Annotated in this window: 15 protein-coding genes; 9 read left to right on the top strand and 6 right to left on the bottom strand. The window is 52.7% G+C overall.

Annotation, left to right across the window (positions count from 1 at the left end; translation table 11 throughout):
- Positions 1 to 5 precede the first annotated feature (5 nt).
- The 6 genes from B0I18_RS14105 to B0I18_RS14130 all read right to left on the bottom strand — a co-directional run bounded on the left by B0I18_RS14105 (position 6) and on the right by B0I18_RS14130 (position 15,322).
- Entirely contained in the window at positions 6 to 782 is a 777-nt protein-coding gene (locus B0I18_RS14105; RefSeq protein WP_106523373.1) for an alpha/beta fold hydrolase, read from the bottom strand.
- Positions 773 to 1,072, bottom strand: coding sequence for an acyl carrier protein (locus B0I18_RS14110; RefSeq protein WP_106523374.1), 300 nt, complete (start codon positions 1,070 to 1,072; stop codon positions 773 to 775). Before B0I18_RS14110 ends, B0I18_RS14105 begins: the two co-directional genes overlap by 10 nt.
- Positions 1,060 to 5,334, bottom strand: a complete 4,275-nt coding sequence (locus B0I18_RS14115; protein WP_106523375.1) for a type I polyketide synthase — start codon at positions 5,332 to 5,334, stop codon at positions 1,060 to 1,062. The genes B0I18_RS14110 and B0I18_RS14115 overlap by 13 nt, the downstream gene beginning before the upstream one ends.
- A gap of 80 nt (positions 5,335 to 5,414) precedes the next feature.
- Entirely contained in the window at positions 5,415 to 12,404 is a 6,990-nt protein-coding gene (locus B0I18_RS14120) for a type I polyketide synthase (RefSeq protein WP_106523376.1), read from the bottom strand.
- Between the two features lie 872 nt (positions 12,405 to 13,276).
- Positions 13,277 to 14,386 carry an alkaline phosphatase family protein gene (locus tag B0I18_RS14125; RefSeq protein ID WP_106523377.1) on the bottom strand — a complete coding sequence of 370 codons (1,110 nt, stop codon included), beginning with the start codon at positions 14,384 to 14,386 and terminating at the stop codon, positions 13,277 to 13,279.
- Positions 14,387 to 14,467: 81 nt separating this feature from the next.
- Positions 14,468 to 15,322, bottom strand: coding sequence for a phosphatidylinositol-specific phospholipase C/glycerophosphodiester phosphodiesterase family protein (locus tag B0I18_RS14130; RefSeq protein WP_106523378.1), 855 nt, complete (start codon positions 15,320 to 15,322; stop codon positions 14,468 to 14,470).
- Positions 15,323 to 15,567: 245 nt separating this feature from the next.
- Between B0I18_RS14130 and B0I18_RS14135 the strand changes: the two genes are divergently transcribed.
- From B0I18_RS14135 to B0I18_RS14175, 9 genes are read left to right on the top strand one after another with little or no spacing between them, the layout of a single operon-like run.
- The gene (locus B0I18_RS14135; protein WP_219905980.1) at positions 15,568 to 16,653 is read left to right on the top strand and encodes a hypothetical protein; all 1,086 of its coding nucleotides are present in this window, start codon (positions 15,568 to 15,570) and stop codon (positions 16,651 to 16,653) included.
- A gap of 4 nt (positions 16,654 to 16,657) precedes the next feature.
- Positions 16,658 to 17,470 carry a cytidylyltransferase domain-containing protein gene (locus B0I18_RS14140; protein ID WP_106523379.1) on the top strand — a complete coding sequence of 271 codons (813 nt, stop codon included), beginning with the start codon at positions 16,658 to 16,660 and terminating at the stop codon, positions 17,468 to 17,470.
- 21 nt (positions 17,471 to 17,491) lie between these two features.
- The gene (locus B0I18_RS14145; RefSeq protein ID WP_106523380.1) at positions 17,492 to 18,352 is read left to right on the top strand and encodes a transketolase; all 861 of its coding nucleotides are present in this window, start codon (positions 17,492 to 17,494) and stop codon (positions 18,350 to 18,352) included.
- Position 18,353: 1 nt separating this feature from the next.
- On the top strand, positions 18,354 to 19,289 hold the full coding sequence (locus tag B0I18_RS14150) for a transketolase family protein (protein ID WP_106523381.1): 936 nt from the start codon (positions 18,354 to 18,356) through the stop codon (positions 19,287 to 19,289).
- Positions 19,290 to 19,315: 26 nt separating this feature from the next.
- Positions 19,316 to 20,662, top strand: coding sequence for an aminotransferase class III-fold pyridoxal phosphate-dependent enzyme (locus B0I18_RS14155; RefSeq protein WP_106523382.1), 1,347 nt, complete (start codon positions 19,316 to 19,318; stop codon positions 20,660 to 20,662).
- Between the two features lies 1 nt (position 20,663).
- Positions 20,664 to 21,467: an SDR family oxidoreductase gene (locus B0I18_RS14160; protein WP_106523383.1), complete on the top strand. Its 804-nt coding sequence runs from the start codon at positions 20,664 to 20,666 to the stop codon at positions 21,465 to 21,467.
- Positions 21,468 to 21,485: 18 nt separating this feature from the next.
- Positions 21,486 to 22,937: an N-acetylneuraminate synthase family protein gene (locus B0I18_RS14165; RefSeq protein WP_106523384.1), complete on the top strand. Its 1,452-nt coding sequence runs from the start codon at positions 21,486 to 21,488 to the stop codon at positions 22,935 to 22,937.
- Complete coding sequence (locus B0I18_RS14170; protein ID WP_106523385.1) at positions 22,934 to 23,911, top strand: sterol desaturase family protein; 978 nt, start codon at positions 22,934 to 22,936, stop codon at positions 23,909 to 23,911. Before B0I18_RS14165 ends, B0I18_RS14170 begins: the two co-directional genes overlap by 4 nt.
- On the top strand, positions 23,899 to 24,324 hold the full coding sequence (locus B0I18_RS14175) for a DMT family transporter (RefSeq protein WP_219905981.1): 426 nt from the start codon (positions 23,899 to 23,901) through the stop codon (positions 24,322 to 24,324). Before B0I18_RS14170 ends, B0I18_RS14175 begins: the two co-directional genes overlap by 13 nt.
- Positions 24,325 to 24,338 lie beyond the last annotated feature (14 nt).

A 24,338-nucleotide genomic window follows, 5' to 3' on the forward strand; every position in this document is an offset into this window, starting at 1 on the left:
TTTAGCTATACCATCGCCACCTCGGCGCAGAGAAACTGCGAAAGGCTGGCGGCTACCTGTTCGGGGGCCTGTACCGGCACGTTATGATCACCTTCAATCTCCTGTAATACAGCGCCGGGTATCCGTTGCGCCAGGAAGTAGCCGGCCTGCAGGCAATTGGAACGGTTGCCATAGATCAGCAAAGGCTGATGGATTAACGCCCTGATACCGTTATCAGCGAAAAAACCGCGCTCCGCCAGCATATCCTGTTTGATGGAGGTCTGGTAAAACAGGTATTCGTACATCCTGTGATTGCGCTCCAGCTGCCGTTTGCCCATCTGCACGCGGGTAGTATCGGTAAAGTTGCTGATATAATGCTCCAGGAATTCCCTGCTGTAATCATCGATAATACCACGGGTCTTGTCGTCGGCCGGATCGGGCGCTTCGATCATCGCCAGGCCGTTGATCCGCCCCGGGAAGCGCATCGCCGTTTTCAGACTGATCAGTGCACCGAAGCTGTAGCCGACCAGGTGTACCCTGCCCAGGCCCAGGCCGTCGATCAATGCCAGCAGGTCGTCGCTCATGGTATCGAGGTCATAACCGCCGGGCGATCTTTCGCTCATGCCATGGCTTTTAAGGTCGTACAGCACCACATGAAAGTGCGCAGCCAGCACCGGTGCTATATTGAAATAATAAACAGAGAGGTTGCTGAACATGCCATGTACCATCACAACCGTCTCCGCGGCGCCCTTATTGAGCTCCTGGATATGTACTGCTTTCCCGTTGATCTGTATTAGCGGCATACGCTGATATAATTAATAATATCGTTAAGGTTGAGGTTGATCAGCTGATCGAGGTCCATACCCGATAACCAGCCTGTAAAATCGATATGCTCCCCGAAATGCGCTTTTACCTTTTCGGAAAAAGCAACGATCTCGATGCTGTCCATTTCGAGGTCGCGGGTAAAGGAGCTGGAAGGCTGGATATCCATCTCTTCCACGAACTCTTCGCCGATCACTTCGGTAATGAACTGTTTTAAAAGATCAAAAATTGCTGTGGCAGCAGCCTGGTTGCCCGTTGTTACAGTGTCCATCCTATGATATAGTTTTTGTATTGAATTGTTTGAATTTGTGTATCGTTGATCCATAACCGGTCTTCTGTTATCCGGGTCACTTCGTATGCCCTGGGATTACCGCGGAGTCCCTGTCCCAGCATTTTGCCATAAGCTTCTTTAGCCACCCACAGGCGTGTGCTCCATTCGGCTGCCTCTCTATCCGCCACCAGCCGGCGTTCGGCATCGGTAAAGGAGAGCCGCATAAAACCTTCGGTGCGCGCTGCGATCAGCTCGATATCGATGCCCACCGGGCGGCCGTTTGCCGCAATGGCTACGGCATCGGTACCCTTATGCGCCAGCGATACCTGTATGCCCGCCACAGCATCGCCGCTTACAAAGGGTTGCCCGGTATCCTGCCTGCCGGTAGGGAAGGTGATGGGAAAACAGGAATACGCTTTTTCCTTTTGCAACAAGGCCCGTACCGCATCTTTCAGGGCTACCCTGCTGATCATCCATTCTTTTTTCTTAGCCGGTGTCAGCGACTGGTAATATTGTTTTTCCTCCTGGTTAAAATAACGTTTCAGGATAAAGTCCCAGCTTACCATACGGGTATAGGCATTGCGGAACATAAATACACCGGGAGCGATCTCTTCGGATAAAAGATTATGCAATGGCGACATGGATACTTTCCATAATGCTTCATCGATCTCCAGCCTTCGGTTTTGCCAGCCGGTAATAATGGCCCAGGTCTTGCCGTTGCGTTTCATGATGATATTGGCCGTAGCAAATTCATCGTTCAGGGCCGTCAGCACACAGGTACAGTCAAACAGGCCTTGCTGGTCCTGCATATCGCCATAGAAGGCGATTTCCTGGATCTTAACCGGGAATGCGATACGGTCTTTGGTAAGCGTTAACTGTAACCATAAGCCGAACAACTGCCCCGCATTATCCAGCAGCGAGCCTTTACCGCCTGCACCCCGTATGTTGCCTGTTATGCCTTTGTCGCCTACCCTCGTAACGGAAACGATACCCTGATAAGCCGGTCCGTGGAACATGTGCTCCTCATAGATCTTAGCGGGGCTGGTGCTTATGCCCAGATCGGTACCGGTATCTTCATCGATTTGCGGCGCGGCCGGCAATACACCGGCCAGGAGCACTTCTGCAGCGGCATAACGCTCCAGGTCCAGCATAGCCCGTCCGGGTGCTTTCCAGCTGCCTTGAATGGTCTCCCGGAACGGTTGCGCCACATTCATCCATTGCAGTACTTTTGTATTTAAGATCTTATGCACCTTGCTGCCCGGGACCTGTGCCGCGGCTGCCTCGCCGAACAGCTCAAAGATCATCGTCATCGGGATTACAGGGTCCATGTCCTGCACACAGGGCCAGTCTTTAGGTTGCCGCAGTAAAGCATGGTCTATGAGATAGGCATGATTGGTAAGATTTATATCGAGTTGTTGCGTAAAAGGTTGGTTCTCCGGTTCCGGTTGTATCGCCTGCATCACCACAGCAGGTAAAGGCTGTTCGCCGGAGGGGATAGTCCGGTTGCGGAATAAAACCATCATATCTTCCTGCATACGGATCAGTTCGTCCACATTATCCTGCATGGCCTGCATTACCGGGTGCGCCACATCGGCCATCGACAGCTCGGGCCTTGTTGCAACCGGCCTGGTATGCTGTGCCAGTTCCCGTAGCGCGGGCCAGTTCTTTACCAGGGGCAGTCCTAATGCCAGCTGTATGCCTTTTGCCGGAGGTTGTTGCTGTTGCTCATCGATTCCGAGAAAAGCCAGGTCCACCGCGCGGCCTTCGGCAAACAAGGCGGCTAATACGCGTTGTAACTGCGCTATACCGCCACGGATGGGCACACTGGAGGCAATGGCACTATAGCTTTTGCCCTTGAGCGTATCGTCGATAAAGCCGGTAAGTCCACCCGATCCGACCTGGATAAATACCCGGGCCCCTTCGTCATACAGTTTAAGGATCAGCTCGCGGAAGCGTACCGGTTGTACCAGGTGCTCCACGCTTAGTTTTTTTATAGCCTCGAAATCGTCAGGATAGGTTTCCAGGGTAGTTGCGGACCAGAGCGGGATCCTGGTTTTCTGGAAACGCATCGTATCCATACCCTTGAGCAGCACATCCAGTTTGCCGGCTACGAAGGGCGAGTGAAACCCGGACTGGAAGGGCAATACCTGGTGAAAGACCTGGCGGGCTTTCAGTATCGTTGTCAATTGTGCGATAGCCGCAGGGCTGCCGCAAAGGATGACCTGGCTGGGACAGTTATCGTTGGAAAGATAAAGCTCCGGTATGCCGGCGATAATAGGCGCCATTACATCCAGGCCACAACCAACGGCAACAAACCGCGAATCTTTCAGGTCAAAGGTTTCGGGGTCCAGCATATCCAGCAACTGCATCACCGACTCTTCTGCCGCCAGTTCCGACGACCTGGCAGCCAGCCATTCGCCTAGACTGTGCCCGGCATTCATATCCGATATAATACCCAGGCGTTTTACGGCGGTATCCAGTATGCTGCTTCGCTCCAGCACCAGTAAGGCCTGGTTCAGCAAACCCTCTCCCATGGCGGATTGCAGCGGTAGGCCAAAATGAGCGGCAACGCTTTCTATTTCGCCACCGGCCAGGCCGTCGAGACCCGGGAACACAAAAGCAAGCTGCGCATCGTTGCGTAACAGGGGCTCGTTGGTAAACCAGATATCCTGTTTGTTGCGCCAGGCTTTGTCTTTACTTACGATCTTTATGGCTTTAGCCAGGCGCTCGGGTGTAGGATCAAACAGTGCAATCCGGTAATCGCCGGCGCCTATATGGGTTTCGCCATCGGTAAGCGCCTGGAGCAACCCGGCTTGCGTAGTGCGTGCCAGTAACAACAGTTTATCGGCGTGTGTTACTACGCTCTTTATTTCGTTTTGTCGCGTATAACCTTCCAGTACCACATGGGCATTAATACCGCCGAAGCCGAATGCATTCACACCGGCATAATGTTTTAGCCCGCTATCGCTCCAGGACACAGGCTCAGACACGGGACTAAAGCGGGTTTCGACCATCAGGCCGAGGGGTTGCCGGCAATGCAGGGTCGGTGGTAAAGTATCGTGGTATAAGGCCAGCGCTGTTTTGATGAGCCCGGCAATACCCGCTGCCGGCATAGCATGACCAATATTGGATTTAACACTGCCGATGCCCGCTTTGGGCTGTCCATCCTCTTGCCGCCCAAAAACCTGTTGCAGGGTTTCCAGTTCCGTTTTATCGCCGAGCGGCGTACCGGTGCCATGCGCTTCGATATACCCGACCTCTGCCACATCGATGCCAGCCTGGTTCCAGGCCTGTTGTATCGCTTTTACCTGGCCTTTTACCGCCGGGCTCATCACGCTGGCCCCGCTGCCATCGCTACTTACGCCTACGCCCCTGATCACCGCATAGATCTTATTTTGGTCCTTTATCGCTTCATCGAGCTTTTTAAGGATCACAAAACCGCAGCCTTCGCCGATCAGCAGACCATCGGCTTCCTGGTCGAAGGGCCGTATCTCCTGTTTACGGGAGAGGGCGCCTAATTGGTTAAAGATGCTCCAGAAGGCAGCGTTCTGCGCCACATGTACGCCACCGGCAATCATCATATCGCAGCGGCCGCTGTTAATTTCCTGTATGGCCTGGTCTACGGCCAACAGCGAGCTGGCACAGGCTGCATCTACGGTGTAGGCCGCGCCACCCAGGTTCAACCGGTTGGCCACAAGCGAGGCCACCAGGTTAGGGATCAGGCCCATGGCCGTATCCGGGCCAAAGCGGCCTTTACGTTCCTGGTATTCCCTTTTTACTTTTTCTATCTCGCTTTCGGCCAGTGCCGGCAATGCATGACGTAGCACCTCCGCGATCTGTTCGCCGGTGCGTACGATCTCGATTGCCCGGGTAGCGCCGGGACCGGCATAGTTGCCTTTCCCGATAATGATACCGGTACGTTCCAACTGCTCTTTGTGTTGCAGTACACCCGCATCTTCAAGCGCCTTACAGGTAAGATCGAGGGAGAGCAACTGGTCGGGCTCCATACCCGCAACAGCCAAAGGCAATATACCGAACCGTACAGGGTCGAAGGTAACCGCGGGTATAAAACCGCCCCGGTTACAATAAAAACGGTCGGCGGCAGTAGTAGTATTATCAAAATACAAAGCATCCAGGCGCTCGTCCGGAACCGCTTGTATGGCGTCTTTTTTTGTGACTATGTTTTTCCAGAACGCGGCAAGGTCTGCTGCGCCCGGGAAAATGCAGGACATCCCGATTATGGCAATATCTGTCTGGCTCATGTAAACATTCTGGCTTTGGACAACAGCAATGGAACAACCTTGCTGCGCCCGGGTAATTATGATTGGGAACGGATGCGGGCTTACCAGGTATCACCAGCCATGATCAATACCTGGCTTTCGTTACCGTATTTCAATTCTTCTACAAAACGCTCCAGTCCATCTTCCAGCGGGATCATTGCGATACCCCTCCGGTCATATTCTTTTTCCAGCGAGGCCGAAACCATACCGGCGCCTTTCCAGGGGCCCCAGTTGATCGCGGTTACCCGGCCTTTGATTTTTTCCTTCAGGGCCCAGGTATAACGGTCCATAACACTGTTGGCCGCCGCATAGTCGGTCTGGCCCCGGTTACCGTATACCGATGCGATACTGCTGAACAGGACCACGAACTGTACATCTGCTCTCAACTCTTCGATCAGCACGCGCAGAGGCGTTACCTTGGTGGTAAATACGCGTTCGAAAGATGCTGCGGTTTTATGTTGAAAAAGTTTGTCTTCCAGCAAACCGGCACCATGTATTACACCGTCGATACGGCCATGATCTCGGTATACCTCGTGTATAAAATCGCGCAGGGCCGGCTCGTCCCTCAGGTCAAGCGAGCGGTAGGTAACCCGGGCGCCGTTGCGTTGCAATGCCTGTATCGTTTGCAGGATCTGGTTATGCTTAAACAGCTCCTGTGCTTTCTTTTCGATCCCGGCAGGCGATTTCAATACCCCTTCCGCAATCAGCTGTTTCCTGATCTCTTCCTTCGTATTGCAGGCTGTATACCGGCCATCGTTGTGCTGCTGCGGATCGGGCGAACGACCCACCAGGATATAATGACAGGGATAGTCTTTTGCGAACCGGTTGGTCAACTCCGCAGTAATGCCCTGCGCACCGCCAAACACCAGTACTACGGCCTCTTTGTCCAGGTCGGGCATTGCCGCACCGGCACTACGGACCAGGTCTGCAGGCACCAGGTTATAATAATGTCTTTCCGTACCCCGGTACACTATTTCTGCAGGAGCATCGGTATACAACAATTCCTGTAATACGATCCGGGCAAAGGCTTCGGGCTCCAGCACCGACTGCAGGCTGATCATGCGGCATCGGGTCTGCTCCAGCTCGCGGTCGAGGCTCTTCATCAGACCGGGGTAGCCCTGGTAACGACGCAGCATTTTAAGATCGCCCTGCTGGTTCATATGCCCTGTAAGATCGCTGAAGGTAAAGATCCAGGATGCCTTTTCGGGGTTGAGTTTTTTTATAAGGGAAAAACCCTCCATAATGTTATAAAGCCGGGCAGAGGCGTGCGCGTTGATAATGATCAGCCCATCGTATTGCTCCAGGTTATCGTCCATGGTTACTAAACTGGCAATTGCTCCCTGTGCTTCGAGCACCTGTTTTACGGCGATCGAAATCAGCCCCTCATCGTCGGTGATGGCCAGGCGCCGCCCCTGCAGTAATCCGGGGTCGGCCGTCGCCGTTTGTGCGGCGGTTATTTCAAAACGCATTCTCGATATCCTGCTTGCTGCATGTTTATATTCCGGTTTAATACCGTCGTCGATAATCTGTTGCGCCTCTTCGACCGGGCTGGGGTTACGGCCCTCGTTCAACCAGCCCAGCAAACCGCTCAGGGTTTTAATGGCTGCCAGTTGCTCCATCATATCCTCTTCGTTACCGTCGCTGCCGCTCCAACCTATTGCCAGTTGCAGGGCGCCGATAATCTCCATGCGTTTAATGGAGTCGATGCTCAGGTCGGCTTCCAGGTCGAGCTCGAGCCCCAGCATATCGACCGGGTATCCCGTCTTGTCGCTTACCGTCTGTAATAGTATAGAACGCAGGTCGAATGCAGGTTGCGCTGCAGGCTGCACTGTGGCCGGTTCCGCCTGTGCCGTATTTGTTTTGATCCAGCCGATCAGGCTATTTAAGGTTTTGATAGCAGCCAGTTGTTCCATCATCTGCTCTTCTGCCGCTCCCGAGGTATTAAAACCACCCAGGCGATCCCGCAACTCCCCGATAATCTCCATGCGTTTAATAGAATCGATGCTCAGGTCGGCTTCCAGGTCCATTTCCAGTCCCAGCATCTCGTTGGGATAACCGGTTTTATCGCTGACTACATCGAGCAGCAGCGCCTTTACATCGGTAACTGCCACGGGTAAGGAAGCCGCCGGTGCCGCCATCATCGTTTGTGCCGGGGCAACGGGAATTACCGGTTGCGGTTGGACAACTGGCATTGTATTCAGGTGCATAGGGGCAGTCGTCACCGGCTGTCCCAGGTAGCTCATCATGACGTCCCGCTGGGCCTGGATCATCATTTTCATACCATTCAGGTATTCCAGCATCATTTGATCGGCAGCAGCAGTATGCCCTTGTGTCATAGTAACGGTTTGATGATTGAGTTGAAGAGGTTGTACGATAGGTAACGCGCCATGCGCCGGTAGTTTGCCGGAGGCGGGCAAGGCCTTATGCCCATCCACATGCCAGAGTGCAGGGCTTTTACGGTAGCGCTCCGGTTCGTCGATCATTACCTGGCGGGTATTCCGGTCTTTAAACAACTGTTGCAACTGAACGGTACGGCCCGTAGCCTGGTAAGCCGCGATCGTGCCCAGCAGGAAGCTTATACCGCCCTGGTCCTTTTCTTCGGTATGCAATACCAACTCGTCCTTACCCAGGATCGAACGGGTAAGACCGGCCAATACTTTACCAGGGCCGGTTTCTATAAATACCCTGGCGCCGGCTGCATACATCAGTTCTATTTCTTCGGTAAACCTTACCGGTTGTACCAGGTGCTCCGCCAGTCTTTCTTTGATCGCTTGCGGTGCTGCCGGGTATACACCGGCGGTAGTATTCGACCATACCATCAGCTTCGGCGTATGGAAAGGTACCTGCTCCAGGGCTGTTGCAAACAAGGCTTTGGAACCCGACAGCAGCGGACTGTGGAAGGCGCAGGCTACCGGCAATTGTTTGAACGATATCTTTTCTGCCTTCATGCGTTCCATCAACTGTTGCATAGCGGCTGTAGTACCGGCCAGCACCGCTTGTTTGGGTGCATTAAAGTTAACGGCCCATACCTCAGGTTCGTTTTCGATAAGTTGGGCCAGCGCATCGGCAGGCAGGCTTACCGCCGCCATAATACCCTTATCGTCGCCCACGGCGTCGAGAATGGACTGCGCCCGCGCCGCGCTCAGGCCCACCAGCTCCGCGGCGTCGAAAGCACCGGCAAAACACAGGGCCGGCAACTCTCCGTAACTATGACCGGCCACCATGTCAGGCACAATACCTAATGATTTGAGGTATTCGGCAATGGCCAGGTCTACAATGCCCAATAAAGGCTGGGCATTACGGGTATCTTTTATCCGTGCTGACTGCGCTTCGCGTGCTGCATCGCTAAAGACCGCATCGGGAAACAGGACTTGCCCGTAGTGCTTATGCGTGGCCAGCAGGCGCCGCATAACCGGGAAGGCCACGAACAGCTCCCGGGCCATATCGATACGCTGGCTGCCTTGTCCTGAAAAAAGGAAAGCAAGCTTGCCTTCTTTCTTTTGTGTACGATATACACCGGCGGGCGCAAGTCCCTGTGCGGCTGCCGACATGCGGTCGAGCAGTACAGCAGCACTGCCGGCTACAATGCTCAACTGTACGGGCATTTCGTTGTATACCGCCAGGCTGTAGGCAATATCTCTTAAACTTATGGTATCGTTGCTCTGCAACAACGCCGTTACTTTGTCCATTACCTGCAGCGCTTCCTCCATGGTGGTGCCGCGGAACACGAAAAGCTCGGCCGGCCAGGCTTCCAGCGCTGTAGCATCCGGTGTGGCCTTGTGGCTTTCGAGCACGGCATGGAAATTGGTACCACCAAAACCGAAGGCACTGATGCCCGCCCGGCGCAGGCTATCGGTCCAGATGCCGGCAGCGGCGTTAAAGGCAAAAGGACTGGTGGCGGCATTGAAATAGGCATTGGGTTGTTGCAGGTGTATGGTAGCGGGTTTTACTCCGTGGTATACCGCCAGGCTGGCTTTAATAAGCCCGGCAAGCCCTGCAGCGCATTTAGTATGACCAATCTGGGTCTTTACCGATCCCAGGTGGGTTTGTGCCGGCAAGGCGCCGGCATGCAACAGCATATCCGTAAGTGCACTAAGCTCGGTTTTGTCGCCTACTACGGTACCGGTACCATGCGCCTCCAACAGGCCCAGGCTGGCCGGCGATATGCCCGCCTGTTCGTAGGCGCGCTCCAGGGCGCTGATCTGGCCTTTCTTACGGGGTGCGGTCAGTCCAAGGCTTTTGCCATCGCTGCTACCGCCCACCCCCTTTATAACGGCATATACCCGGTCGCCATCGCGTGTGGCATCTTCCAGTCTTTTCAAGACCACTATGGCCACACCTTCGCCCAGGGCAATACCGTCGGCCGCTGCGTCGAATGTAGCGCAGCGCCCTTTGCGGGACAGCGCATGGGTGCTGGAAAACATCAGGTAGTCGTTGATACCGTTGTGGAGATCTACACCACCGGCCAGCACCATATCCGACTTTTCGAGTATCAGCTCCTGGCAGGCCAGGTCTATAGCCGCAAGCGACGAAGCGCAGGCGGCGTCTACCGTATAGTTGCGGCCGCCCAGGTCAAGCCGGTTGGTAATCCTGCCGGAGATCACATTGGCCAGTACACCGGGGAAGGAGTCCTCGGTAAGCTTAGGCAGTGCACGATCCAGCTCAGCGGGCATTTCGCCGAATACCTGTTTAAAATAATTCCGGAATCCATAACTGTTGGCCAGGTCGTTGCCGCCTTCGGCGCCCAGGATCACGGATACGTTTTCTGCGTTGAAGTTGCCGTCTTTATAACCTGCGTTTTCAAGCGCCTGTTTGGCTACCAGCAAACTCAACAGCTGGCTGGGTTCGATAGCAGCAAGCGATTGCGGCGGTATACCAAATTCGAGCGGATCGAAATCGATACGCGGGATAAAGCCGCCCCATTTGGAATGCGACATATCTTCCGCATCGGACCTGGGGTTAAAATACAGGGTTTTGTTCCAACGGTCGTTGGGTACTTCGGTTACGCTGTCGGCGCCCGTAATAATATTACGCCAATAGGTTTCGATATCTTTTGCCCCGGGGTAAATACAGGCCATGCCCACAATAGCGATGTCCAGCGCTTTACCACGCTTTTCAGGCAGGGCAGGCAATACAGCCTGTTCTATAAACCGGTAAGTAGCTGTTGTTACGGATTCGTGCAGTTCGTGCAGGCTCAGGGTATCCTGGTGCATAGCCGTTACCTGCCCGATCATATACATACCGTTGTTCAGTTGTGCGGCAGCATCCAGGTTTACCAAACCGCTTTGCTGCCGTTCTATACCTTTGGCTGCGATACGCAGGCGGCCTACATTCAGCTCCTCAAGTTGCTTCCAGATCTCTTTCTTATCCAGGCCTTCGCGGTTAAGGCGTTCTTTTTCTTTATTAAAAAAATCGGCAAAGGGAGAATACAGGCAACGGGTTTCGTGACCCGGCGCCGTTTCCAGCAATACAGTTTCCTGCTGCCGGATAGCTTGCTGCTGGAATTGTTCCAGCACCGCACCGGTTTGTACCGCCTCATGGGTAAAGATATAAGCCGTGCCCATGAGCACCCCTACCTTGGCGCCCCTTGCGGTAAGCGGGGCAGACATGACGGCCACAAAGGCCGCGGATAAAGCATCGTGGATGCCACCGGCAAAAAACATACTGGTACCGGTAAGATCGTCTTCCTGCAACAGGCGTTCGATCTGTTTTTCCCAAAGCACGGTACTGGTAAGCGGACCTACGTGGCCGCCGCATTCCCGGCCTTCGAATACAAAATGCCGGGCTCCTTCGCGCAGGAACATATCAAGCAATACCACGGAGGGTACATGCAGGAATACTTTTATGCCGAGCTTTTCCAGCGGCTTGGCCTGCGAGGGCCTTCCCCCGGCAATAAGCACTACAGGCGGGCATTCTTCCCGTATCAACGCCAATTGTTCCTCGCGCAGTTCGGGCGGCGCAAAACCCAATATGCCTACTCCCCAGGTATTGCCGGCCGCCAGGGTCTTGGTTTGGCGTACCAGTTCCTGCGCCTGTGGTCCCTTAAGCAGGCTGAGCGCTACGAAGGGCAAAGCACCGGCATTGGCTACTGCTGCTGCAAACCCGGGCACATCGCTTACACGGGTCATGGGCCCCTGAGCAATAGGATAAGTAATGCCAAGGTCCTGCGCCAGCGTATTGCCGGGCCGCAGGGCGTCCTGGGCGCGGGCCTGTTGCAGGTGCCCGTGCATCGCTTCGCGCAGGGCGAATACCAGGTGTTCTATTTTTTTATAACGGTTAGCCAGGCTGGCCGCAAAAGCCACGTCCTGTCCCAATGGCAACAGGTTAGTGGTAATATCCCATCCACCGAGCAATGGCCGGATGGACTCAAAATCCGCTCCGGCGGGTAATACCGGCGAGTCGGGACGTAACAATACCCTGTAGTTATCGATGATGCGCGTTTCGCTGCCATGCAGTTTTTCCGCTATCTTTTTAATGGCTTCGGGCGCAGCGCATTCGCGAAACAGCACCAGTTGGCTATCCAGCACCACGCCTTTGGCGCCCAGTGCTTTGGCAGCCGCAGCAGTATGTATACCCATACCGCCCTGCAGGTAAATATCGATGTTGTTTACCCGGGCAATAACGCGTTGAAAAAGGATAAAAGCCGACTCTTCGCCTACTTTACCCCCGCTTTCGTTACCCTTAACGATCAATGCAGCGGCCCCGGCAGCAGCGGCATCTATGGCTTCCTGCAGCGTTGTAACCTGGTATACCCGGCTGATATGCCCCTCCATGGGTACAACCGTATGCAGGGACCAGGGTGCAATGACCAGCACTACGTTTTGCGGTAGCAGTACGGGCTCCGGTAAGGCGGTAACCATTTGGATACCGAAAAGATCACGGTCCTGTTTCGCGATCGTTTCCAACGCCTTAAGAGTTTCATCCGTATTCCAACCCAGGTGTATTACGGGGAAGGCGCCGGCCTTCGATGCGGCTAAAGCCAGGTGCACATCCGGCTTTTCAAACGGGGAAATAATCAGTATATCGGATTCGGAAAATTTATTGCGCTGCATAGGTAAAAATTGGAGATAAAATATTATCCTATTTGGTTAATGATAATATTACTTTGGTGCAATATAATATTATGTGTTTTTTTCAATATATATAAACTAAGCCGCGGGCAAAAATACTTCGAATTATCGTTATTCTGTTCATCTAAAGATGTATTATCTAAATTATTTTTTTGAAAAGCATAATTTATTAACGAAATAATAAATTATAAATAAATTATCCTAATAACCTTAAAACCAACATTTTAAATAGAAATAACTGTTTTTAAAATTCTCCTTTACGTATTAAAATATAGAATTTGAAACATACTTAAATTTCCTATTCAATCGGTATTGCAACGGCTGCTGCTACCGTTCGTTATGACGCTTTTTTGCACCAGGGAAATACAGCATCCACCGTTAAAAAACTGAAATATGTTCAAGTTTATTATTGTAATTAATTATAATAAAAAAGCCAGTAGCGGTTTTTCATAACACATTATTTAGATTGATATGCCAATACTTTATACGAATACAAAACATAAATGAAATCATAATACATATAGACTTTGTGGGTATATTTCAGAATCCCAAAATCTGAACTGATGTACTATAGATATGGCAAGCTAATTATAGATTATATTGATACCATAAAGGGTATACAAGAAAGGTAACGCCATCAACCAAACACGCATAAAATATAATTACAAGACTATATTACCAGCGATAAAATGCAGCAAAATACATGCCACAGACCACGGGCCGCAGGGACATATACAGGTGGGCAAAGACCTTTAATCAAATGCTTTCGGGGAATGTTGTAGTGTACAACGATGCGGAAGGGAACAGCGTATGCCTTAGTAGATAAGCATGCGGGTAAATCAGGCACAGATTTTTTACTGACCCGAGGCGATCATAGAGGCCGGCGCTTCTTCGGGCAGGGGAATGCCTTTGCTCACGGCGTGCTCACAAACGAAATGTTCGTCCAGCAGGCCGGCTATGGTGGCAGCAACCTGCTTCTGGTACAGCACCTGTGCTGTTTTAATCTCGCCCAGGGGTTGAATACCCGGGCCCAGCATGGCAATCCAGATCTCGCGGCTGCCACCAACCAGGAAGAGGTGATCGGTCCAGGTATTGGGTTTACGCCCGCGGCCATGATCGGTAGTAATAATAAAGGTGGTATTGTCTTTATATACCGGGTCGGCCTGGACCATATACCAGAGTTCGGCGATCATCCGGTCGACCTTGGCAATAGACTGGAGGTAACGGTCGTATTGCCCGTGGTGGGCAAACTCGTCGGACTCGCCAAAGGCAAGCAACATAACTTTGGGATGTTGCTGCTTGACATATGCTTTAGCCCCCAGGAAAGTAAGCTCGTCGTAGCGGGTATGACATTTATCGGCAACACTGTCCTGCAGCTTATTGATCGCCGCGAACACGGCATTGCTGTCCGCACCTTCGAGCGCCTCATAACCGCTGTTGACCGGGAAGCCGCTGCGTTTTTCATTAAGGATATAGGGAAAAATATTCCAGGAAGTAAAGGCAGCTACCTTGCCCTGGAAACGCGGGCGCTTGTTGAGAAATTCGAAGATATTGGTATTGCGGTTGCTTACCGGGGTATTAGGCACAAAACGCCTTGAAGCAAAACCGGTAAACATTTCGCAGTAACCGGGGTAGGAAAATTTGTAAAAATTGGAGACATTCATTTTGTTGCCCAGGCGGCGGTTGCCATACAACTGGCCTTTACCGGCAACAATGTTCCAGAGAAAAGGCATGAGCTTTTTGCGACGCTCCGTGGTATTATCGTCCCAATACATTTGCTTCAGCAAAACGGGATCGGTTACATACTCCCGGTTGCCGACAATCGCTTTATCGGCGCCACCGAATACTTCCTGCCACCGCAGGCCATCGATAGTGATTATGAAGACATGCTGTGTTTTTGGGCTGGTCTGTGCACGGACAGCAAAGGCGCCACACAACAACAGGAAAAGGACAGGCAGTTTCATCGGGGAAAGTTTTACAAAATAAAGCAGGTTATGTAACCAAACCGTAAGGAAAATGTTATGCTATTACTATGTACGCAATCATCAGTTCGTATGCGTCAGGACAGTCGTTTCCGGGTTCCGGCTTAACAGGAACATCTTAAGTTTTTCCAGTTTATTCGTATTGATCAGGTCTACCCCGCAGTCGAGCAGTGCACGCCATACCGTTTCTTTTTCGGGCGATGCCCACAGTCTTACCTTCTTACCCTGCCGGTGTGCAAACTGTACGAAAGCGCAAAGCCGCTTCTTCTGGGCCTGGGGCATACTGCCTGTACCATCCCAGTCGAGCAGCCGGGTATAACGGCAGCTGGCAATGGGAAATACATCACTTACCGAGGTATCATTAACTGTCTTACGCAGGTCCTCATCGATAAAGGCCAGCCGGTTGCGCGCTGCGAGCAGGCCGGAAGGTTTGCGGCCGGTAAGCACTACGGTAACCTGCCGTTGTATGATCTGTCCGTCGTTATACTCGGTAAGCATGTGCCGGTAGCGTTCCAGTAGCGGCGCCAGCACTTTATAGGTTTTGGAGGAATTGGTTTTAATATCGATCATAAGGATCAGCGGGCGGTTGTCGCCTGCATAGACCGAGCCGCCATGGCTGCGTACCCGCTCCTCGATAGGTTGCAGGTACAGGCGTTCGAGCGTGCGCCTGCGGTTGTAAAACACCGGGTGCAGTACATGCGTTACGATCAATGCGCCGCGTTGCAGGTAAATATCGGCCTCGACATGGGTAAAGCCGTTGTCCAGCGCATCGTGCAGGGGGCGCTTATGCCAGTAATCGTTATGGGCAAAAGCATTCGGCAATACGACACATTGTGCATGCAACTCCTTATATCTTGCCGGTATCAAAAACAGGAACAGGTACAACAGGCTGATCCTTACAGGAGCGGCAGGCGTCATGGAATATTCTTTTGTCGCAAAAGTACCCGCGCTCTGTCATCGGAATATTAATTCGGTATCAACTAATTTTTAAATGTTGCTACCATCAACTATCCTGTAATGCCCGTTCAGCAAGCCATACAGGTATAGATATAAAGTTTGTATTATCACAATATTAATTATATAATATTTCCGGGTTAGTAAAATATCATCTGTATGTTATGTTTACTTTCCGGTGATTTTACGGTGCAGGTCCTGCTATAAGTTTGCGCTCATATTACGATTACCTGATGGGCATACACAGGAAAATACTGTTCCTAACCGGCTCCCCCAACCAGACTTCCCAGATGATGCAGATTGCTGCAGCGTTGCCGGAATATGATTGCAGGTTCAGCCAGGTTTTTACCGACGCACCGCTACTCCGTTTTCTGACCGAACATACCAACCTGGTCGACAAAACAATAATCGCTAAACCTTTCCGGCAGAAGGCAGAAGCTTTGCTCCGGCAGGAAGGCAAGCGCATCGATTACCGCGCACTCGACGGCATCTACGACCTGGTTGTATTTTGCAGCGACCTTATTGTACCGCACCGCATGCGCAAAACCCGGACCCTGTGGGTACAGGAAGGCATGATCGATAAATACACCGTACTCAGCCGCCTGGTGCAAAAGCTCAACCTGCCGCCGCACCTTTGTTTCAATACTTCGCTCAACGGCTCAACCAATGCCTGCGACGTGTATTGCGCGGCTTCCGAAGGATATAAAAATTACATCTCCGGGCTGGGCACCGAGCGCGACAAGATCCTGGTGACCGGTATTCCCAATTATGATCATGTAGCCCAATACCGCGACAATGATTTCCCCTACCGCGACTACGTCATGGTGGCCACTACCGACATGCGGGAGACGGCAAGGGTGGAGAACCGTCCGCGCTTTATCCGGGAGACGGTCGCTATTGCCCAGGGCAGGCCCATGTTGTTTAAGCTGCATCCCAATGAGAAGAAAGAGCGTGCTATCAAAGAGATCCGGAAATATGCACCCGCCGATGCGCTGATCTTCCAGGAAGGCAATACACACCATATGATCGCCAATTGCAGCGAACTGATCACCCAGTACTCGACTGTGGTTTATACCGGTATCGCACTGGGTAAAAAAGTACATTCCTGGTTCGACCTGGATACGCTGAAACGCCAGGTGCCGATACAAAACCAGGGTACCTCGGCGCTCAATATCGCACAGGTATGCCGCGACTTCCTGTTATTCAAAGGACCGAAATCCGATTTTAAAACGCAGTACTCCTATCATCCTGTGGCGCTGCCGCAGTATGAACTGGCTGCCGCAGGTAATTTATAAATACATGTCGTTACAGGACCATATCGTTATCATCGTACAGGCGCGTATGTCGTCGAGCCGGCTGCCGGGTAAGGCCATGATGCCCATACTGGGCAAATCGTTGCTGGCCCGTATGGTAGAACGGCTGCAGATGAGCTATTACAAGGCCACCATCGTGATTGCGACCTCTACCGATACCGGCGACGACCTGATCGAACAGGAAGCGGCAACCATAGGCGTGCCCTGCTACCGCGGCAGTATGGACAACCTGCTGGACCGGCATTACCAGGCAGCGGTACAACACCATGCGGATGTAGTATTGAAGATCCCTTCCGACTGCCCGCTGATCGACCCGAGGATCATCGACCAGGTGCTGGACTTCTTCTTCGACCACCGCTACAGCTACGATTATGTAGGTAACCTGCACCCCGCTACCCTGCCCGATGGCAACGATGTGGAGCTTATGACCATGGCATGCCTGGAACGTACCTGGCAAGAGGCTTCGCGCCCCCTGGAGCTGGAGCATACCACACCCTATATCTGGGAAAACCCGGAGCAGTTCCGCATTGCCAATGTACCCTGGGGTACGGGGCTGAATTTTTCCATGTCGCACCGCTTTACGATCGACTATCCCGAAGACTATGCATTTATATGTAGCGTATACCAGAAACTTTACCCGCGCAGGAAAAATTTTTCGTGTAACGATATCCTGCAATTGCTGGAAAACGATCCCGCTATCTACGAGATCAATGCCCGGTATGCCGGCGTAAACTGGTACCGCAACCACCTGCAGGAACTTAAAACCATCACACCGGACCAGACACGTATTCTGTCCTGAACCGGCCCCAATACGACGAACATGCTATTCTCCACAGAACAACACCGGCTGCTTGAAGAAAAAGCCTTTACGGTAAGACAACACATTATCCGCATGGCCACAGGCGGCGGTTGCTTTATAGGCGCCTCGCTCTCTGCGGCCGACCTGCTCGTTTACCTGTACTCCGGCTTCCTCCATATCGACAAGAGCAGCCTGGACCACGAAGACCGCGACTACCTCTTCCTGTCCAAGGGGCACGATGTACCGGCTTTATACGGCACACTGGCCGAAGCCGGCATCATTAACCGCGAGCGGTTACAGAACCACCTTTCGATCGACGATCATATTTACTGGCATCCCAATACGCGGGTATCCGGCATCGAATTCCATTCGGGGTCGCTGGGGCACCTGCCTTCGGTAGCTATTGGTGTAGCCATGGACATTAAGATCAGGCAGGGCAACAACCGCGTGATCTGTATCCTGGGCGACGGCGAACTGAACGAAGGCACCTGCTGGGAAGCCATGCTGGTGGCCCAGGCCTATAAACTCGACAACCTGGTATTTGTCGTGGACCGCAACCAGTTCCAGGCCAATGTAGCCACCGAGGAACTGATCCCCCTGGAACCGCTTACCGATAAGTTTGCCGCTTTTGGCGCAGCGGTACAGCGCATCAACGGGCATGACTTTGCCGCTATAGACAAGGCTTTCAGCGCCTGTACACCACAAGGAAAACCCCATGTGATCATAGCCGATACGGTAAGAGGCAAAGGATTGCCCAGTATCGAAAGCCGCGCAGACCGCTGGTTCTGCAATTTTTCCGGCGAAGAAATCGACCAATTGCTGGCGGAGCTCGATGGTAGCCGACCGGCCCTTTTAACTTCAGAAACCTTAGTCGTACGTTAATATGCCCTACGAACAACTACTCTCCGAAACCGCCCTTGCCGACGAACGCTATGTGGTGATGACCGCGGAAAACCGCGCCCTGGTAAGGAATATGCCGCGTATACTCGGCAACCGTTTTATCGATACCGGCATTACCGAGCAAACCATGATCGGCGCTGCTGCAGGCCTGGCTTTAAGAGGCCGCATACCCGTGGTACACGCCCTTACCGCTTTTCTTACCATGCGGGCCTTTGAATTTATCCGCACCGATATCGGGATTGCCAACCTGCCGGTAAAACTCAGCGGTTTTATACCCGGCTTCCTCTCTGATGCCAACGGGCCTACCCACCAGGCTATCGAAGATATTTCGCTGATGCGCGGCATACCGCATATGGAAGTTTATGCCCCGGCCGACGAAGACGACCTGGAGCAGATGCTGCCCGCTATATGGGCTTCGCCGCATCCTGCTTATGTACGGATCAATACGCGGCCCGGAAGTTTTAAACATGAACCTTTTGAACCCGGTAAAGCTGAGCTGATAGCCACGGGCGACGACATAACCCTGCTGACCTATGGCCTGATGCTGGAACAAACCCTGCTGGCCGCCGACATCCTGCGTGGCGAAGGCAAATCGGTAGGCATCGTAAACATGCGCAGCCTGAAGCCCGTAGATGAGAAAGCTATACTGCAAGCAGCCGACAGCCGGCTGATGGTAACCATCGAAGATCACTTCCTGACCGGCGGTCTGTACAGCATCGTGGCAGAAACCCTGCTCAAACACCGCGTTACCGCCAATGTATTGCCCTTTGCCCTTAAGGATAAATGGTTTAAACCCGCACTGCTGCCCGATGTGCTGCAGTTCGAAGGTTTTACCGGCAAACAGATCGCCGAGGAGATACTCGGTTATGAAGTAGGCCGCGAAAGCGTGCGGACCCAGCCCAATGAATTTGCAGAATAACCCCGATAACTTTTACAATTTTTCCCATGGCCAATACTGTTCAGTTTAACACCAATTACCCCGACATCAGCGCATCCAATGCCCTGTACGAACGCGCACTCCAGGTGCAGCATCCCGTTACCCAAACCCTCGCCAAAGGCCCCGGCCAGTTTACGAAAGGCGTAGCGCCCATTTACCTGCAAAAAGGCAAAGGCGCCCGGGTATGGGATGTAGACGGCAACGAGTATATCGACTACAACGCAGCCATAGGCCCTATATCGTTGGGATATGCTTATCCTGCGGTAGACGAAGCCATTAAAAAACAACTGGAGGACGGCATTACCTTCTCGCTGATGTCGCCGCTGGAAGTGGAACTGTCGGAGCTGATCCGTGAAGTGATCCCGAATGCGGAAGCGGTGAAGATCACCAAAACCGGCGCCGATGCCTGTTCGGCCGCCATCCGCGTGGCCCGTGCCTTTACCGGGCGCGACAAAGTGTTCTGCTGTGGCTACCATGGCTGGCACGATTGGTATATCGGCATTACCAGCAGGCATGCCGGCATTCCCGACAGCGTACGCGACATGACCTTTACTTTTGAATACAACGATATAGAATCGGTAAAAGCTGCGCTGGACGAGGATGTGGCCGCACTGATACTCGAACCCTTCATCTTCGAAGCCCCCAAACTCGGTTATTTACAGGAGCTGGCGGCCTTATGCAAAGCCAATGGCACCCTGCTTATTTTCGACGAAATGTGGACGGGCTTCCGTATTGCCCTGGGCGGCGCCCAGGAGTACTTCGGCGTAACGCCTGACCTGGCTGTGTATTCCAAAGCCTGTGCCAATGGTATGCCCATAGCCTTGCTTACCGGCCGTACCGATGTGATGTCGCTCTTTAACAGCGAAGTATTCAGCTATACCACCTTTGGCGGCGAAGCCCTCTCGCTCGCGGCCTGCATTGCTACCATACAGGAGCTGCGAGATAAGAATGTACCGGCTTATCTCGATGAGCAGGGCGCATTGCTGAAAGACGGCTATAACCGTATCGCCACAGAGGCGGGCCTGGACAACTATACCCATTGCATTGGCTACAACTGCCGCAGCATGGTGACCTTCGCACCGGCAGCAGGCAATGCACTGGAGCTGAAAACCCTGATGCAGCAGGAAATGATCAAACGCGGTATCCTGTGGGCCGGTTTCCATAACATGTGCTACAGTCATACCAGCGCCGATATCCAATATACCCTCGACGCCTACCGTGACATAATGCCGGTGATGAAAGAAGCCATCGAAAGCGGCAACATAGCCGCCTACCTGCGCGGCGCCGTACTGGAAGCCGTATTCCGCAAAGTAAGCAACCATAACATCAAACCTAAACCGGCCGGCGCACTGTAATATGGAACTATTCTCATTAACAGGAAAAACAGCCGTGGTAACCGGCGCACTGGGTCTGCTGGGTAAAAAACATTGCGAAGCCCTGGCGGCAGCCGGCGCCCATGTAGTAGTGGCCGACCTGGACGGCGAATCGGCCGGTACTTTTGCCGACCGGTTGGGCGAGCAGCACCTGGGCATCGGGCTCGATGTTACCGATAAAAATTCGGTGCAGGAAGCCGCTCAACAGGTTACTGCCCGTTTCGGCAGGATCGATGTATTGGTCAATAACGCAGCCATCAACGACCGCTTCGAGCATCCGGCCATGGCCAAAGAGCTCTCGGCTTTCGAAAACTACCCGCTCGATGCCTTCCGGCTTTCGATCGATGTAAATATTACCGGCGTATTTCTTTGCTCCCAGGTAATCGGTACCCTGATGGCGCAGCAGGGCTCGGGCAGCATTATCAATATTGCCTCTACCTATGGCATGGTAGGTCCGGACCAGAACATCTACCGCAACGATGCCGGCGAACAGACCTTTTATAAATCGGCGGCCTATCCCATAACCAAAGGCGCCGTGCTCAATTTTACGCGTTTCCTGGCGGCCTACTGGGGCCACAGGGGCGTAAGGGTCAATACCCTGTCGCCCGGTGGTGTAGAGCACCAGCAACAGGAGTTCTTTATCCGTAATTATTCTGCTAAAACCTTATTGGGGAGAATGGCTACCGCCTCCGATTACCAGGGAGCCCTGGTATTCCTGGCCAGCGAAGCTTCGACATACATGACCGGCGCTAACCTTGTGGTAGACGGCGGTTGGACTGCAATCTAAACTATTAAAATCAATCGTATGAACAGTATCATCTTAAACGAAAAAGCGAAACAGATTCAACTGCTGCTCACAGACTGCGACGGCGTACTGACCGATGCAGGCGTATATTACAATGAATTTGGTGAAAGTCTGAAAAAATTCAACCTGCGCGACGGTATGGGTGTGGAACGGCTCCGCAAATTTGCAGGTACAGAAACCGGGATCATATCCGGGGAGAACTCTGCAGCCCTGCACCTGCGTGCCGAAAAACTGAAGATCACAGAAGTACATGCAGGTATTAAAGATAAAGCAGCGTTATTGGCCGGTATTATGCAGAAACACAACCTGCAACCGGAGCAGATAGCCTTTATTGGTGATGACCATAACGATCTCGGTATCATGCAGCTGGTAGGGTTCAGTGCCTGCCCGGCCGATGCGCTGCCCGCCGTACAACAACAAGTAGACTATATCTGCAAAAGCAAAGGCGGCGAAGGCTGCTTCCGCGAATTTGCCGAACTGATCATTACCGCACGCAACCATAACAGCGACGCCTACCAGGCCCGCAAAGGCGTAACCCTGCAAACCGGCCGCAACATCGACAAAGGACAGCCCTGTTACATTATTGCCGAGATCGGCATTAACCACAACGGTTCGCTCGAAACCGCCAAAAAGCTGATCGACGAAGCCGTGGCCGCCAAAGCCTGCGCCGTAAAGTTCCAGAAGCGTACCCCCGAAGTATGCGTACCCAAAGACCAGTGGGAAGTGATGCGTGATACGCCCTGGGGCCGCATGAGCTATATCGATTACAAAAGGAAAACCGAATTCGGTATCGAAGAGTATGCCGCCATCGACCGGTATTGTAAAGAGCTCGGTATAGACTGGTTTGTATCGCCCTGGGATACCGGCTCGGTAGACTTTATGGAGCAGTTCGATACCGTGATGTATAAACTGGCATCTGCCTGTCTTACCGACTTCGACCTGATCAAACGCATCCTGTTTACGGGCAAACCACTGATGCTGTCTACCGGCATGAGCACCATGAAGGAGATCGAAGCGGCTGTAGCCCTGATCAGGAGCTACGATGAGGCTTATCCCTTCTTTATCGCACATTCTACCTCGGCCTACCCTTGTAAACTGGAAGAGCTGAACCTGAATATGATCCCTACGCTGATGAAGAAATTCCCCGGCGTGCCTATCGGTTACTCCGGTCATGAAACCGGCCTGTCTACCACGGTAGCTGCCGTAACCCTTGGCGCCACCTTCGTAGAAAGGCACTTTACCCTGGACCGCGCCATGTGGGGTTCCGACCATGCCGCATCGGTAGAGCCCCAGGGCTTCCAGCGCCTGGTACGCGATATCCGCGATATCGAGACCGCGCTTGGAGACGGTATCAAACAGGTATACGAATCGGAAATAGGCCCGATGAAAAGGCTGCGGGTACACATCAACCCGGTTGAAGTACAGGTACAAAAAGACAAAGTGCTGGCATGAGTCAGGAAAAACTATTAATGCTGACCTCGGCGATCCTGCTGCTCTGGGCCGTAGTGATCATCGCCTGGGAACGTATTGCCCCCTACCGCAAAGGCCTTTCCTTATTCAGGGAAGGCTTTTGGGTAGACCTGGTATGGTATACCATCATCCAGAGTTTCGTACTGAAGATCGTGATCTTCGATTTTATCATCGCGCCGCTGCAGCAACATATCGATTGGTCGGACTGGCAGTTTGTAAGCAAATGGCCCATATGGGTCCAGGTTGTATTTTTCCTCGTTACCCACGACCTCTATATCTACCTGTTTCACCGCTTCCAGCACAGTAACAAGATCTTCTGGCGCATACACGAGGCGCATCATTCCGGCAAGGAGGTCGATTTCCTGGCTGGTTCGCGTTCGCATGCCCTGGAGATCATTATTAACCAGACCATCGAGTTTGCCCCGATCATCCTGTTGGGCGCCTCGCCCGAAGTTATCCCGATCAAAGCGCTTATCGATTCGATGTACGGTATGTTTATCCATGCCAATATCAATGTACGCATGGGCAGACTTAAATACTTCTTCAATTCGCCTGAGCTGCATCTCTGGCACCATGCCAATTATAAAGAAGTATTTCATGCCAACTTTGCCACCAAATTTTCCATCTGGGATCACCTGTTCGGCACGGTATACGACCCGGGGCACAAACCCGGCGACAAGCCCGAAAACTGGGGCCTCTACTACGATTACCCCAAAGACTATTTCCTGCAGCATGCTTTTTCCGTAAAACGTTTCGACGAGCAGCAACTGCTCCGCTACCCCTGGTTTAAAAAGTACTACGGGTTACGCCCGGCACTGATGCACCGGTTGGACAAATTGCTGGGCTTGTCTGCAAAACGCCATGCCCGCCAGGATACGGGCCTCCAACCGGAAACCGTAACAGAAGCCGCCACCGAAACCTCCCACACGCAAACCCCGACGCCTTGTCCAGAATAAGTACACACAGTAACCTTTACTATTGGTTGTTTTTACTGATCGCCGCACTGCTGGAAGCAGCCTGGGCTTTCTCTCTGAAATTCATGCAGGTATCGGCCCTGAAACAATTGACCTGGCAGAATTTTTACCTGCCCGGGAGCGGGCTCAAGATCCTGCTGCCTTTTGTGGGTTATGTCTTGTTTGGCGTGGGCAATGTGTATTGTTTCTCCATCGCCACCAAACAGATCCCCCTGGCCATAGCCTTTGCCGCCTGGACCGGTATCAGCCTGGCTATGATCAAACTATCGGAAGTTTTGTTTTTCCGGCAGAAAATGGCCTTGGCCGAACTTTTCTTTATGCTGCTGATCATGGTAGGTATTGTTGGATTAAGGGCATATAACCTGCGTACCAGCGGCGCTCCCGAACAGCCTTGATTTTATACCGCGAT

Origin of the sequence: Taibaiella chishuiensis (genome assembly GCF_003014535.1) — a bacterium.
GTDB classification, from domain to species: domain Bacteria; phylum Bacteroidota; class Bacteroidia; order Chitinophagales; family Chitinophagaceae; genus Taibaiella; species Taibaiella chishuiensis.